Origin of the sequence: Campylobacter sp. BCW_6467 (assembly GCF_001762855.1) — a bacterium.
GTDB classification, from domain to species: Bacteria; Campylobacterota; Campylobacteria; order Campylobacterales; family Campylobacteraceae; genus Campylobacter_D; species Campylobacter_D jejuni.
Window position 1 is genome coordinate 66903 of the sequence record NZ_MJXP01000021.1, and the last position, 13497, is coordinate 80399.

16 protein-coding genes and 1 pseudogene are annotated in these 13497 nt (G+C 29.5%); 16 read left to right on the plus strand and 1 reads right to left on the minus strand.

All coding sequences use genetic code 11. The features are described from left to right. The first annotated feature begins 12 nt into the window (after window positions 1–12). From moaA to trxB, 16 genes are all read left to right on the plus strand, one after another. The gene (gene moaA / locus AJ888_RS03140; RefSeq protein ID WP_002860981.1) at window positions 13–975 is read left to right on the plus strand and encodes a GTP 3',8-cyclase MoaA; all 963 of its coding nucleotides are present in this window, start codon (window positions 13–15) and stop codon (window positions 973–975) included. Between the two features lie 2 nt (window positions 976–977). Continuing rightward, complete coding sequence (locus tag AJ888_RS03145; protein ID WP_002860980.1) at window positions 978–1721, plus strand: 7-carboxy-7-deazaguanine synthase QueE; 744 nt, start codon at window positions 978–980, stop codon at window positions 1719–1721. Beyond that, window positions 1718–2299 (plus strand): 6-pyruvoyl trahydropterin synthase family protein, encoded by a 582-nt coding sequence (locus tag AJ888_RS03150; RefSeq protein ID WP_002858675.1) that lies wholly within the window; start codon window positions 1718–1720, stop codon window positions 2297–2299. The genes AJ888_RS03145 and AJ888_RS03150 overlap by 4 nt, the downstream gene beginning before the upstream one ends. Continuing rightward, the gene (locus AJ888_RS03155; protein ID WP_002860979.1) at window positions 2299–2724 is read left to right on the plus strand and encodes a c-type cytochrome; all 426 of its coding nucleotides are present in this window, start codon (window positions 2299–2301) and stop codon (window positions 2722–2724) included. The genes AJ888_RS03150 and AJ888_RS03155 overlap by 1 nt, the downstream gene beginning before the upstream one ends. Then, on the plus strand, window positions 2724–3131 hold the full coding sequence (locus AJ888_RS03160) for a membrane protein (RefSeq protein WP_002851635.1): 408 nt from the start codon (window positions 2724–2726) through the stop codon (window positions 3129–3131). Before AJ888_RS03155 ends, AJ888_RS03160 begins: the two co-directional genes overlap by 1 nt. A gap of 1 nt (window position 3132) precedes the next feature. After that, complete coding sequence (locus AJ888_RS03165; protein ID WP_002860978.1) at window positions 3133–3789, plus strand: 16S rRNA (uracil(1498)-N(3))-methyltransferase; 657 nt, start codon at window positions 3133–3135, stop codon at window positions 3787–3789. A 78-nt stretch (window positions 3790–3867) separates the two neighbouring features. Further along, entirely contained in the window at window positions 3868–4068 is a 201-nt protein-coding gene (gene rpmE, locus AJ888_RS03170) for a 50S ribosomal protein L31 (RefSeq protein WP_002860977.1), read from the plus strand. Between the two features lie 2 nt (window positions 4069–4070). Beyond that, the gene (rsmI, locus tag AJ888_RS03175) at window positions 4071–4895 is read left to right on the plus strand and encodes a 16S rRNA (cytidine(1402)-2'-O)-methyltransferase (RefSeq protein ID WP_002860976.1); all 825 of its coding nucleotides are present in this window, start codon (window positions 4071–4073) and stop codon (window positions 4893–4895) included. Window positions 4896–4908: 13 nt separating this feature from the next. Next, on the plus strand, window positions 4909–5592 hold the full coding sequence (gene rlmB, locus AJ888_RS03180; protein ID WP_002860975.1) for a 23S rRNA (guanosine(2251)-2'-O)-methyltransferase RlmB: 684 nt from the start codon (window positions 4909–4911) through the stop codon (window positions 5590–5592). After that, on the plus strand, window positions 5585–6523 hold the full coding sequence (locus tag AJ888_RS03185; protein WP_002860974.1) for a hypothetical protein: 939 nt from the start codon (window positions 5585–5587) through the stop codon (window positions 6521–6523). The genes rlmB and AJ888_RS03185 overlap by 8 nt, the downstream gene beginning before the upstream one ends. Further along, window positions 6517–7323, plus strand: coding sequence for a hypothetical protein (locus AJ888_RS03190; protein ID WP_002860973.1), 807 nt, complete (start codon window positions 6517–6519; stop codon window positions 7321–7323). The genes AJ888_RS03185 and AJ888_RS03190 overlap by 7 nt, the downstream gene beginning before the upstream one ends. Window positions 7324–7334: 11 nt before the next feature. Further along, a complete protein-coding gene (locus tag AJ888_RS03195; RefSeq protein WP_002860972.1) occupies window positions 7335–8537 on the plus strand; it encodes an LL-diaminopimelate aminotransferase in 1203 nt (400 codons plus the stop codon). A gap of 3 nt (window positions 8538–8540) precedes the next feature. Then, the gene (locus AJ888_RS03200; RefSeq protein WP_044779792.1) at window positions 8541–9788 is read left to right on the plus strand and encodes a homoserine dehydrogenase; all 1248 of its coding nucleotides are present in this window, start codon (window positions 8541–8543) and stop codon (window positions 9786–9788) included. Next, entirely contained in the window at window positions 9788–10126 is a 339-nt protein-coding gene (locus tag AJ888_RS03205) for a YraN family protein (RefSeq protein WP_002860970.1), read from the plus strand. The genes AJ888_RS03200 and AJ888_RS03205 overlap by 1 nt, the downstream gene beginning before the upstream one ends. Before the next feature lie 56 nt (window positions 10127–10182). After that, window positions 10183–10497, plus strand: coding sequence for a thioredoxin (gene trxA / locus AJ888_RS03210; protein WP_002778629.1), 315 nt, complete (start codon window positions 10183–10185; stop codon window positions 10495–10497). A gap of 133 nt (window positions 10498–10630) precedes the next feature. Further along, window positions 10631–11569 carry a thioredoxin-disulfide reductase gene (trxB, locus tag AJ888_RS03215; protein ID WP_002860969.1) on the plus strand — a complete coding sequence of 313 codons (939 nt, stop codon included), beginning with the start codon at window positions 10631–10633 and terminating at the stop codon, window positions 11567–11569. A gap of 37 nt (window positions 11570–11606) precedes the next feature. Here trxB and AJ888_RS03220 read toward each other — a convergent pair. After that, window positions 11607–13310 (minus strand): annotated as a pseudogene (locus AJ888_RS03220) (PhoX family protein). Window positions 13311–13497: the final 187 nt, after the last annotated feature.

Consider the following 13497-nt stretch of genomic DNA (forward strand, 5'->3'; position numbering starts at 1 on the left):
AATGGAAAATAAATGCTTATAGATCAATTCGGTAGAAAAATAAATTATCTTAGAATTTCAGTTACACAAAGATGTAACTTTCGCTGCCTTTATTGTATGCCAAAAATTCCTTTCGATTATCAGCCAAAAGAAAATTTATTAAGCTTCGAAGAACTTTTTTTATTTATCAAAGCAGCTATAGACGAAGGAATTGAAAAAATCCGTATAACAGGTGGGGAACCTTTATTAAGAAAAGATTTAAGTATTTTTATAAAAATGATTAGCGATTATAAAAGCGATATTGACCTTGCTATAACTACAAATGGATTTTTACTAAAAGACTTTGCTAAAGACTTAAAAAATGCTGGACTTAAACGACTTAATATTTCACTTGATACCCTAGATCACAAAAAAGCAAAAACTCTTGCGCAAAAAGATGTATTAGATAGTGTTTTATCTGGAATTGATGAAGCTTTAAATCTAGATTTGAAAGTAAAACTTAATACTGTAGCTCTTAAAAATTTAAACGATGATGAACTGATATCTCTTTTGGAATTTGCAAAATCAAAAAAAGCTCAAATTCGCTTTATAGAATTTATGGAAAATACTCATGCTTATGGTAAATTACAAGGATTAAAAAGAGATGAAATTATACAAATTTTAAGTCAAAAATATCAAATTCAACTTATAAAAAAAGATGAAAAAGCACCTGTGAGTATTTACAAGGCAGATGATTATGAATTTGGAATTATAGATCCTCATAGCCATGAATTTTGCGATTCTTGCAATCGCATACGCTTAAGCGCTGAAGGCTTGTTAATACCTTGCCTTTATTTTGATGAAGCATTAAGTATAAAAGAAGCGGTTCGAAAAGGTGATATTAAAGCCGCTGTAGAAATATTACAAGAGGTATTAAGAAATAAACCAGAAAAAAATAAATGGAGTGTTGTTGATAATAAAACCTCATCTCGTGCTTTTTATCAAACTGGAGGTTAATTTTGCAACTTGTTGAAAGTTTCTTAAGTATTCAAGGAGAAGGTAAATATAATGGAAAATTAGCTATTTTTATGCGTTTTGCTGGCTGTAATTTCAACTGTTTAGGTTTTAATGTAAAAATATCAAAAAACAATAAAACTCTCATCGGATGTGACACGATGAGAGCTGTTTTCACAAAAGATTTTAAAGAAAGTTATGAAACTTTAAATGCTAATGAACTTTTAAAAAGAGTGATAAAATTAAAACAAGGTTTTAATCCTATAGTTGTTATCACAGGTGGAGAGCCATTAATCCATTATGAAAATCCTGAATTTATAGAATTTATCCAAATGTTATTAAAAAATAAATTCGAAATACACTTTGAAAGCAATGGAAGCATAGAAATTGATTTTGATAGATATCCTTTTTACAAAGAATGTATTTTTGCTTTAAGCGTTAAACTCCAAAATAGCGGGATAAAAAAAGATAAACGATTAAATTTTAAAGCTTTAAAAGCATTTAAAAATTACGCAAAAGATAGTTTTTATAAATTTGTTTTAAATGCCAATACCCTTGATAATTCATTTTTAGAAATCAATGAAATTCTAAAAGAAGCTCCAAATCAAATTTTTTGTATGCCTATGGGTGAAAATGAGCAAAATCTTAAAAAAAATGCTCAAAAAATTGCTGAATTTTGTATTAAGAATGGTTATAATTATTCTGATAGAATTCATATTCGTCTTTGGAACAATAAAGAGGGTGTATGATTATAAGAAAATTATTTGAATTTGAAAACGCACACATTGTTAGGTTTTGTTCTTCTAAGCGTTGCAAAAGTAGCATTCATGGACATTCTTACAAAGTTGAAGTTTTACTTGAAAGCAAATATTTAGATAATGCTGGAATGGTCTATGATTTTGGACTTTTAAAAACCTATATACGCCAAATTATTGATAGTTTTGATCATGCTATCACTCTTTTTAAATATGATGACGCAAAATATTTAGAAGAAATGAAAAAATATTCAAGTCGTTGGATTTGCCTGCCTGTTAATGTAAGTGCTGAAAATTTTTGTCGTGTATTTTTCATACTTATAGATGCTTTATTAAAACAAACAAAAATGGTAAATGGAGAACAAGGAGTGACTTTACAAAGCATCATTGTTCATGAAACAAGAACAGGCTACGCACAAGGTTTTAGAGAAGATGCCTATAGTGAGCTAATGCCAAAAATTTCACTTCAAGACATAGAATTTTCCAATGGCATTAAAGCAGAATGGAATGATATAGATTTTTATAACAAATTAAAAAATGAAGAAATTTTTATAAATCCAAAGGAGATTTAATGCAAAAAGCTAAAATTTTAATTGCCTTAAGTTTTTTTTTATTAGTTTTATCTGCCTGTTCTAATGATGAAAAAAATATTTCCAAGACTCAAAATACAGATCAAGAAGTAGTCCAAATAGAACAAAACGATGAAAAAACAGAATTAAGTGACTCCAACCTGCCTTTACCTGTAGATGATGAAGCACAAAGTTCAGATGATGAACATGAAGCCAATCCTACTATTATCAACTCTTTATATAAACAAAAATGTGCCACTTGTCATGGAGAAAAAGGGGAATTAAAACCTAAAAACAGCACAGCCATTAAAACCTTGGGCAATAAAATTTTTATACAAAAAATAAAAACGATAAAAGATAAAAACCATAGTTTTTTAAGTGATGAACAAATTCAAAATTTAGCTGATTTTATAAACAAAGGAAAATAATGGATCAAAGTTACGAATTCTTTTTAGCTTTACATCTTTATAGTCTTTATGCGAGCGGTTTTTTAATGCTTTTTTATCTTATACTAACACAAGGAAATTTTAAAACCGAATTCATTTTTATTCGCAGAATACGATTATTTTTACCAATTTATTATTTATTTTTAGCTTTGATTATTTTTACAGGTTGTTTGTTATCAGCAATGAAACAATTTCAAATGAATGTCAATATCTGGGTAATGATTTTTTCTTGGATCTTAATTTTTGCCTTAGCAATTTTTCACTTTGTTTGTTTCAAAAAAGCAAGAAGATTTAGAAAATATGCCACTTTTAGATGGATTAGTTGTTTGATTTTACCTTTTGAAATTTTTTTATTGTTTTTGCCTTTTTTAATAGAAAGATATCTATAAAATGCAATTTTTGTATAACAAGCAAGCTGGAGAAGAGTTTATACAACTTCAAGGTGAAAACTTTAACCATTTAAAAGTAAGAAGAGTAAAGGAAAATTCGGAGCTAAATCTTAGAAATTTACAAGATAATTTTCTTTACAACTATACAATCACAAATTTAACAAGAAATTCTTGCACTTTAAAATTGTTAAACAAAAAATCACAAAATATAAAACAAAGTGAATTAAACTTAGCCTTAGCCATTATAGATATTAAAATTTTAGAAAAAACTCTACCTTTCTTAAATGAACTTGGAGTAAAAAAGTTACATTTGGTTTTTACAAATTTTTCACAAAGAAATTTTAAAATCGATTTAGAAAGATTTGAAAAAATCATTATTTCTTCTTGTGAACAATGCGGTAGAAATACTAAAATGGATTTAATTATCCATCAAAGCACTCAAGAATTTGTTCAAAAATTTCCAAATGCAATTATGGTTGATTTTCAAGGAGAACAACAAAGTCATTTCGATGAAAAAGAATTGTATTTTATAGGTCCTGAAGGTGGATTTAGCAATAATGAGAGATTGTTGTTTAACCGGAAAACCTCTCTTAAAAGCTCTAATATTCTAAAAAGTCAAACAGCTATTATAGCTATAGCTTCAAAAATTTTGCTTTAAATTTTCTTAAATTAATCTCTTTTTTATGTTAAATAATTTATAATCACGGCTTATTGTTTTAATTTTTAAGGAAAACTAATGAAAAAAGAAATTCACCCAGAATATGTAGAATGCAAAGTAAGTTGTGCTTGTGGAAATACTTTTACAACAAAGTCAAACAAAGCAGAATTAAAAGTAGATATTTGTTCAAACTGCCATCCTTTTTTTACAGGTAGTGAAAAAATTGTAGATGCTGCAGGTCGTGTAGAGAAATTTAAGAAAAAATACGCAATGCAATAATTATGCTTTATTTTATTCCTACTCCCATAGGAAATTTAAGCGATATTTCTTTTAGAGCCTTAGAACTTTTAAAGACTTGCAATCTTGTATTTTGCGAAGATACGAGAGTAAGTAAGTCTTTGGTTTCATTATTAAATGCAAAATTTCACACTGATATACATATTTCTAAATTTATAGCCTTACACTCCCATAATGAAAAAGAGGTTTTAGCAAGTATTGATTTAAAAATATTTGAAAAAAATGTAGCTTATTTAAGCGATGCAGGAATGCCAGGGATTAGTGACCCTGGCAAGGCTTTGGTAGAATTTGCACAAGAAAATAATATCGCCTATGAAATTTTACCAGGTGCAAATGCAGCCTTAGTTGCTCTTGTAAGCTCGGCATTTTGTCAAAAAGAATTTATCTTTATCGGTTTTTTAGCCAATAAAGGCAAAGAAAGACAAAAAGATATAGAAAAAATTTTAAACTTTCCTTATCCAAGTATTATTTACGAATCCCCCAAGCGTATTTTATCTTTGATAGAACAAATTATGATTCTAGACAGCCAAAGAGAAATTTTTTTGATTAAAGAAATCAGTAAAAAATTTGAAAATAAATTTAAAGGCAATGCCAAAGAGCTTTTTGAAATTTTAAAAAATTCTAATTTAAACGGCGAATGGGTTGTAGTACTGCAATCAAAAGAACAAAATTTTTTGCAAAATACTCTTTGTGAAAAAGATATTATGGATTTAGAGCTGCCTTTAAAAGCAAAAGCAAAATTATTATCAAAGTTCAATGGAAAAAATGCAAAAGAAATTTATCAAAAACTGCTTTTAAGTCAAGATTAGGTAAAATTTTAATATGATAGTTTATGGGAAGCAAATATTTTTTTATATTTTGGAATATCATAAAGACTGTATCAATAAGCTTTATTTAGCAAAAGAATGTGACAAAGCTACTTTTTCCAAAATCGCAAAATCAGGTTTTAAAATCAAAAAACTTGATTTTAAAACTGCTCAAGCTTATGCGAAAGGTGGAAATCATCAAGGTTTTTTGCTAGATATTAAAGAAAGTTCTTTTGCAAATTTAAATGAGATCAAAAAAAATGATTTTATTGTTATGCTTTATGGAATTAGTGATGTAGGAAATATAGGGGCTATCACGCGTACAGCTTATGCTTTAGGGGTTGGAGCTTTAATTTTTATTGGTGAAAAATTAGCCATGGAAGGAGTAATTCGCACAAGCAGCGGAGCGGCTCTTGATTTACCTATTGTGATAAGCAACGATGCTTTAAGTGTAATAAATGAACTAAAACAAGTGGGTTTTTATTTTTATGCGAGCGATGGCTCGGGAAAAGAAATTCACAGTGTAAAAATAAGCAATGGTAAAAAAGTTTTAGTTTTGGGTAGTGAGGGTTTTGGTTTAAGCTCTAAAATTGTAAAAAAATGCGATGAATGTGTGGGCATTGCGATGAAAAATAATTTTGATAGTCTTAATGTCAGCGCTGCTTTTGCAATACTTTGTGATAGGATGTTAAATGCTTAATTGGAAAAAAATACAAGAATTAAATTTAAAAGAAGTTGCAGCAAAAACGCAAATTGAACTTGATTTTCTTGAAGCTTTAGCAGAAAAGAATTTTGCTGTTTTAAGTCGTTTTAATGTTAAAGGTTTTGTTAAAATTTTAAGCAGAGAATACGAACTCGACTTTAGTGATTTTAATGAAGAGTATGAAGCTTATCTTAACGAAAACAATCCTACTCCACAAACAAAATCAAAAATGATAACCACAAAACTAGATGCTTATAGTCAAAAATCCTCTAATGCTTGGCCTTTTTTGATTGTTCTTATTGTTTTAGTGATTATAGGAAGTGGAATTTATTATTTTGATACACTTAAAACTTTTTTCAAAGATGAACAAAATAATACTAGCACAACAGTTATAGATATCATAGGACAAGCACAAGAAAATTTAAAATCTTTAGGTGGAAATAATGTTGTTGTTATAGACAACAATAAAGCACAAGAAACAAATCAAACAGAGAGCGTTTTACCAAGCCAAAACATCTCGTTACAAGAAAATGATAAAAACATAAGCATAGAAAATAATATCAGTGAAAATAACACAACCTTACTCGATGAAGAAAAAAATACCCAAATCCAAGAAGACATAAATACACCAAAAACTGATTCTTTAAAAGAAGCACATTTTAAAACCTCTACCAAGATTTGGATAGGTTTGATAGATTTAAAAAGCCTTAAAAAAACAAGCTTTGTTAAAGAAAAAGATTTTAATATTTCTTTAGATAAAGATCAGTTAATTTTAACAGGAGCTGCAGCTTTAACAATGTTTGATCAAGAAAATAAAGAACAAAAATTTCCTGCAGGAATTTCAAAACGTTTCTTGATTAAAGATGGAAAAATTACAAGTATTTCAGCTGCTGAATTTGCAAAATTAAATAAAGGTAAAGAATGGTAAAAAAAATTATTATTCTTACTCTTTATGTTAATATATCTTTTGCAATCTCAAGTCTTGATTTGGCAAAAAATTTAGTAAACAATCCTAGTAAAAATTCTCAACTAGAATTATTATTTTCAAATAATTCTTACATAGATAATAATGGAAATTGTGATATTGCAAAAATATCTCAAATATTAAAAACCAATTCTTTAATTGCCTTAACACTATCAAATCCTCAAAGTCTAAGACTAAATTTTAAAGCAAAAGCTGATGAAGTTATGTTTTTTAAAATTTTATCCGATGTGTTAACAGATGCTGGATATATATATTTTATCCCTACAGATTTGATTTTAAGAGAAGGAAATATTGACTATACCATACAAGTAGAATCCCAATATGTTTTAGATCCTGGAACGCTTTACAATCTCTTAAAAGAAAATTCTGTCTATATAGATAATATTAAGCGTATTGGGGCATATGACTATGAATATGATTTAAATTTTTCCAATGCTGTATTAAAAACCAATACAAATGTTAATTTAAATACTCCAAAATCATTAGAAAAACCCCTTAAAGACTATGTGCTTGATTTAAAAAATGCTACAAATTTGATTATTGATGCAAATGATTTAGACAATTGGTTTCCTAAAATCTTCTTTTTAGATAAAAATCTAAATCTAATTAAAGCAGTAAAAAGCGAAAATAAAAATAATCATTTTTCAGAACTTATTCCAAATGGTGCTATATATGCTATTGTAAGCGATATGTATAGTTTAGATAATATACGCAGGGGTTTAAAAATCACACTTAAAAAATAAAGGATTAAGAAATGTTTGATGAAATCCGTTTTAATACCATAGAAAGACTTCCAAATTATGTTTTCGCAGAAGTAAATGCGATAAAAATGGCAGCAAGACGTGCTGGAGAGGATATCATCGACTTTTCAATGGGAAATCCCGATGGTAAAACTCCACAACACATTATAGATAAACTTTGTGAAAGCGCTAACAAAGATAAAACCTCGGGATATTCTACATCCATGGGGATTTATAAACTTCGCTTAGCAATTTGTAATTGGTATAAAAGAAAATATAATGTCAATCTAGATCCTGAAAATGAAGTTGTAGCTACCATGGGTTCAAAAGAGGGTTTTGTAAATCTTGCAAGAGCGATTATAAATCCTGGAGATGTTGCTATTGTGCCAACTCCTGCTTATCCTATACATACTCAAGCTTTTATTATAGCAGGAGGCAATGTAGCAAAAATGCCTTTAGCTTATAATGAAAAATTTGAGCTTGATGAAAATCAATTTTTTGAAAATTTACATAAAACTTTAAATGAAAGCATCCCGCGTCCAAAATATGTCGTTGTTAATTTCCCGCATAATCCAACAACAGTAACTTGTGAGAAAAGTTTTTATGAAAGATTGATAGCAACGGCAAAAAAAGAAAGATTTTATATTATTTCAGATATTGCATATGCAGATTTAACTTATGATGACTATAAAACTCCTTCTATTTTGCAAATTGAAGGTGCAAAAGATGTAGCGGTAGAAACTTACACTCTTTCAAAATCTTACAATATGGCAGGCTGGCGTGTAGGTTTTGTAGTAGGAAATAAACGCTTAGTCAGCGCGCTTAAAAAAATAAAATCTTGGTTTGATTATGGTATGTATACACCTATTCAAGTAGCAGCTACCATAGCTTTAGATGGAGATCAAACTTGTGTGGATGAAATCCGTGCAACTTATGATAAAAGAATGCGCATTTTACTTGAAGCTTTTGAAAATGCAGGCTGGAAACTTCAAAAACCAAGAGCAAGTATGTTTGTTTGGGCAAAACTCCCTGAAAGCAAAAGACATTTAAAAAGTTTAGAATTTTCAAAGCAACTTTTACAACGTGCTAGTGTTGCAGTAAGTCCTGGGGTAGGTTTTGGCGAAGCAGGTGATGAGTATGTAAGAATTGCTTTAATTGAAAATGAAAATCGCATACGCCAAGCTGCACGCAATATCAAAAAATATTTAAAAGAGTAAGTTATGAAAGTAGCAATTCTTGGTTATGGCACTGTTGGAAGTGCAGTGGTTAAATTTCTTTTAGAAAACAATAAACTTATTCGTGCGAGATGTGGGCAAAGCATAACTCCTGTGATCGCTCTTGCTAGAAGTCCTAAAAAAAACGCTTTAATTCCAATTACTCATAGCGTTGAAGAAATTTTAAATGCTGATGTAGATGTTTTTGTGGAGTTAATGGGTGGAGTGGATGAAGCTTTTAAAATAGTGAGTGAAATTTTAAAAAAGAAAAAAGCCGTTGTTACTGCAAATAAAGCTATGCTTGCTTATCATCGTTATGAACTTGAAAATTTGGCTAAAAATTTAGCCTTTGGTTATGAAGCAAGTGTGGCTGGAGGAATTCCTATTATAAAGGTTTTAAAAGAAGGTTTAAGTGCAAATAATATTTTGGCTATAAAAGGGATTTTAAATGGTACGAGTAATTATATTTTAAGTTCCATGAGTCAAAAAAATATGAGTTTTAAACAAGCCTTACAAATAGCTCAAAATTTAGGCTATGCAGAAGCTGATCCAACTTTTGACATAGAAGGACAAGATGCAGCTCATAAACTGCTTGTTTTATCAAGTATCGCTTATAATCTTAAAGCTAAACCTGAAGATATTTTGATCGAGGGTATTAGCGAAATTGCGCCTGAAGACATGTATTTTGCTAATGAGTTTGAATTTACCATAAAACTTTTAGGTATAGCCAAGGTGCGTGAAGATAAAGTAGAATTAAGAGTGCATCCTACTATGATAGATAAAGAAAAAATGCTTGCAAAAGTCGATGGAGTGATGAATGCTATAAGTATTAATGGAGATTTATTGGGTGAAAGTTTGTATTATGGGGCAGGAGCAGGAGGAGAGGCTACTGCAAGTGCTGTGATTTCAGATCTTATGGATATAGCAAGAGATCAGGTAAAAGCACCAATGCTTGGTTTTGTGAATACTTTAGAATACGAGCTTTTAAGCAAAGATGAAATTTATACAAAATATTATTTAAGGGTGAAAGTTGAAGATAAAATAGGGATTTTATCTAAAATCACACAATTGATGAGTGAAAATAATATTTCTATCGATAGTTTTTTACAAAAACCTAAAAAAAATGATGAAAATTACAGTACTTTATTTTTTACTACGCATTTAACTTATGAAAAAAGCATACAAAATTTGCTTGAAATTTTACGCAAACAAGATTTTATAAAAACCAAGCCTTTTATGATGCGTATAGAATAATGGGTGTAAAAGCTTATTTAGATGGAATTTTAGGTGAAGATAAGGCTTGTAAATTTTTAAAAAAACAAGGCTTTGAAATTTTAAAAAGAAATTTCCATTCTAAATTTGGGGAAATTGATATAATAGCCCAAAAAGATGAAATTTTACATTTTATAGAGGTTAAATTTACTCAAAATAATTATGAAGTTTCCGAGCGTTTGGATAGAAAAAAACTTGAAAAAATTTTAAAAACTATAGAATTTTATCATCTTAAAAATGGAATTTCATCGGATTTTCAAATTGATCTGATTTGCATTAAAAATGATATGATACAATTTTGCGAAAATATAAGTTTTTAAGCTGATATTTAAAAAAATAAAATACAATTAGACAAAAATTAAAGAAAGGAAAAATTATGGGAAAATATATTGAATTAACAAGTGATAATTTTGCTCAAGCAAAAGAAGGTGTAGCTTTAGTTGATTTTTGGGCTCCATGGTGCGGACCTTGTAGAATGCTTGCTCCGGTTATTGATGAACTTGCAAATGACTTTGATGGTAAAGCTAAAATTTGCAAAGTAAATACAGATGAACAAGGTGATTTAGCAGCTGAATTTGGTGTTCGCTCTATTCCTACGCTTATTTTCTTTAAAAATGGTGAAGTTGTAGATCAACTCGTTGGTGCACAATCTAAACAAGCAATTAGCGATAAATTAAACTCTTTGCTATAAACTAAAGGCTAGTATAACTAGCCTTCTTCTTAAAAATTTCAAATTTATACTAAATAATAATTTTTATTAACTACTATTAAGAATAATTTTTATATCATTATTAATAATAAAATTCAATATAAAGGAAATATAAATGTTAGATGTAGCAATCATAGGTGGAGGTCCTGCTGGACTTAGTGCCGGACTTTATGCAACTAGAGGTGGTCTTAAGAATGTAGTAATGTTTGAAAAAGGTATGCCTGGTGGACAAATTACCTCAAGTTCTGAAATAGAAAATTATCCAGGTGTAGCCCAAGTTATGGATGGAATTTCTTTTATGGCTCCTTGGAATGAACAATGTATGCGTTTTGGTTTAAAACATGAAATGGTTGGAGTAGAACAAATTTTAAAAAATAGTGATGGAAGTTTTACCATCAAATTAGAAGGTAGTAAAACAGAACTTACTAAAGCTGTGATAGTTTGCACAGGCTCGGCTCCAAAAAGAGCAGGTTTTAAAGGCGAAGATGAATTTTTTGGAAAAGGTGTAAGTACTTGTGCAACTTGTGATGGATTTTTTTATAAAAATAAAGAAGTTGCAGTTTTAGGTGGTGGAGATACGGCTTTAGAAGAAGCTTTGTATCTAGCAAATATTTGTTCTAAGGTTTATCTTATCCACCGCAGAGATGAGTTTAGAGCAGCTCCATCTACAGTAGAAAAAGTTAAGAAAAATGAAAAAATAGAACTCATTACTAGTGCAAGTGTAGATGAAGTATATGGTGATAAAATGGGTGTTACTGGTGTAAAAGTAAAATTAAAAGATGGTAGTATTAGAGATTTAAATGTTCCAGGAATTTTTACTTTTGTTGGTCTTAATGTAAGAAATGAAATTTTAAAACAAGATGATGGTAAGTTTTTATGTAATATGGAAGAAGGTGGGCAAGTAAGTGTCGATCTTAAAATGCAAACTAGTGTTGCTGGACTTTTTGCCGCAGGAGATCTTAGAAAAGATGCACCTAAGCAAGTGATTTGTGCTGCAGGTGATGGAGCTGTAGCTGCATTAAGTGCTATGGCTTATATAGAAAGCTTGCATTAAGATTTTATAAAGTTGCTAAAAGCAACTTTATTTTTATTTAGCTTCCTATCACTCCACCATCAAGTTTTCTTATCATCATTACACTCGATCTTGGCGTTTTTCCATAAGGAAAAGTACTACCTTTTAAACCTTCTCCTGGATGTTGTATGCCTACAAACATTGTAGTATAATCCTCACTAAAAGCAATCCCTGTTAATTCACAAGCAATAGGTCCTGTTAAAATTAGAATAAGATCCATCTATTTGTATCCAAAGTCTTCCATCTCTATCAAATTTAAGTCCATCAGGAGAATTAAATTTATTTTCACTTGTAATATTATTTGAGCCTTTATATAAGCCTTGTTGGTTATCAGGATTTCCAGCAAGAGCAAAAATTTCCCAAGTAAAATCATCGTCTTTATGAGAATTTCTTGGCATCCATTTTAAAATTTGTCCATAAACATTTTTAGTTCTTGGATTTGCTGCATTAGGTTTTTGGCGATTTTTGTTGTTCGTTAGTGTTGCAAATACCTCTTTAGAACCACTTTGTCTATGGCTTGCTATCCATTCACATCTATCCATGGGAGTTGCACCTACAATGCTTGCGGCAAGACGCGTATTGATGAGTACTTGAGCTTGAGACTTAAAACCATTTTTTTCATCTAGGCCGTTTTTGCCATATTCTAAGGCTATCCATTTTCTCTGTCCTTTAAAATCTCCCACATTGCCGTTAAACTGTCCTACATACAAAGTGCCTTCATCTAAAATTTTACTTGTATCAGCACCTTTTTTGTATTTATGTTTGCTAACAAATTTATAAATAAATTCATTCATCTCATCATCACCCATATAAACTATAACAGAACCATCTTTTTCTACGATAATTTCTGCATTTTCATGTTTAAAACGCCCTAAAGAAGTTCTTTTAACAGGTGTGCTTTTTGCATCAAAAGGATTGATTTCCACTATCCAACCAAAACGATTGGCTTCATCGATATTTTTAGCTCAATCGAATCTTTCATCAAATTTTTCCCATCCATAAAGACTAGTTTTGTTAAATCCATAGCGCTTAAAGGCATCATTAAATTCTAGATTTTCATCTGAACTTCCAAAAAAATCGTCAAAATTTTCTTCACAGGTGATATAAGCTCCCTAAGGTATTTGTCCATTTGCATAATTTGCAAAAGTTCCATGAATAAATTTTTCATTTTTTAAAACTTCTTTTTTAGCTGCTCACTTACTTGCATTTTAGTGTTTACATCGATTCTGTGGTTATACTTAGAGTCTAAAAACAGTCCAATCATCATCTTTTTTTCGATTTCTAAGATACTCACACCCACACTAGCTTGCTCATATAAAAAAATATCTTCTTTGCTTAATTTTTACCATGATGATTAAATATGATTTCAGGATTTATATATTCATTATTAACAGCTAAAATTCCTCTGTTTTTTGAAAGTGGAAAAAATTCATACCATCATCATTATCTCCAAAAAACCAAATGAGCATTTTTAACCGCATTCATATCGATGATTTTATTTTTATCATAAGGTTTTGCATTGCTAAAAAGTGGATCATCTCAAGAAATTAAAACCCTTGCTTCATAACCTTGTGGTGCTATAACTTTATCTTGTGTGCTTGCATCAACAACTTTAAAACCTAGAAAATCCTTATCCTTAAGCATAGCAGCACTTAAATTTGAACTTAAAAAAAGCCACCATAGAACCTAAAGCTGAACCTTTTAAAAACAATATTCTTTCCATTTATTTTTACCCCATTTAAAATTTAAAACAATGGAAATATAAAAATATTTGGAAACTTTTTAGAAATTTTGATGAAAAATTTAAATCGAAGAAAAAATTTATACCTAGTTTTTCACTAGGTATAAATGACTAATTAAAACCTCTTCTTCTTAACATCTTCTAAGATATTATTAGCTATATCGCTTAC

Excerpts from the sequence above, each read along its gene's own strand:
- moaA (WP_002860981.1), top strand. The coding sequence starts at position 13 with ATGCTTATAGATCAATTCGGTAGAAAAATAAATTATCTTAGAATTTCA.
- AJ888_RS03150 (WP_002858675.1), top strand. The coding sequence starts at position 1,718 with ATGATTATAAGAAAATTATTTGAATTTGAAAACGCACACATTGTTAGG.
- AJ888_RS03155 (WP_002860979.1), top strand. The coding sequence starts at position 2,299 with ATGCAAAAAGCTAAAATTTTAATTGCCTTAAGTTTTTTTTTATTAGTT.
- AJ888_RS03160 (WP_002851635.1), top strand. The coding sequence starts at position 2,724 with ATGGATCAAAGTTACGAATTCTTTTTAGCTTTACATCTTTATAGTCTT.
- AJ888_RS03165 (WP_002860978.1), top strand. The coding sequence starts at position 3,133 with ATGCAATTTTTGTATAACAAGCAAGCTGGAGAAGAGTTTATACAACTT.
- rpmE (WP_002860977.1), top strand. The coding sequence starts at position 3,868 with ATGAAAAAAGAAATTCACCCAGAATATGTAGAATGCAAAGTAAGTTGT.
- rsmI (WP_002860976.1), top strand. The coding sequence starts at position 4,071 with ATGCTTTATTTTATTCCTACTCCCATAGGAAATTTAAGCGATATTTCT.
- rlmB (WP_002860975.1), top strand. The coding sequence starts at position 4,909 with ATGATAGTTTATGGGAAGCAAATATTTTTTTATATTTTGGAATATCAT.
- AJ888_RS03185 (WP_002860974.1), top strand. The coding sequence starts at position 5,585 with ATGCTTAATTGGAAAAAAATACAAGAATTAAATTTAAAAGAAGTTGCA.
- AJ888_RS03190 (WP_002860973.1), top strand. The coding sequence starts at position 6,517 with ATGGTAAAAAAAATTATTATTCTTACTCTTTATGTTAATATATCTTTT.
- AJ888_RS03195 (WP_002860972.1), top strand. The coding sequence starts at position 7,335 with ATGTTTGATGAAATCCGTTTTAATACCATAGAAAGACTTCCAAATTAT.
- AJ888_RS03200 (WP_044779792.1), top strand. The coding sequence starts at position 8,541 with ATGAAAGTAGCAATTCTTGGTTATGGCACTGTTGGAAGTGCAGTGGTT.
- AJ888_RS03205 (WP_002860970.1), top strand. The coding sequence starts at position 9,788 with ATGGGTGTAAAAGCTTATTTAGATGGAATTTTAGGTGAAGATAAGGCT.
- trxA (WP_002778629.1), top strand. The coding sequence starts at position 10,183 with ATGGGAAAATATATTGAATTAACAAGTGATAATTTTGCTCAAGCAAAA.
- trxB (WP_002860969.1), top strand. The coding sequence starts at position 10,631 with ATGTTAGATGTAGCAATCATAGGTGGAGGTCCTGCTGGACTTAGTGCC.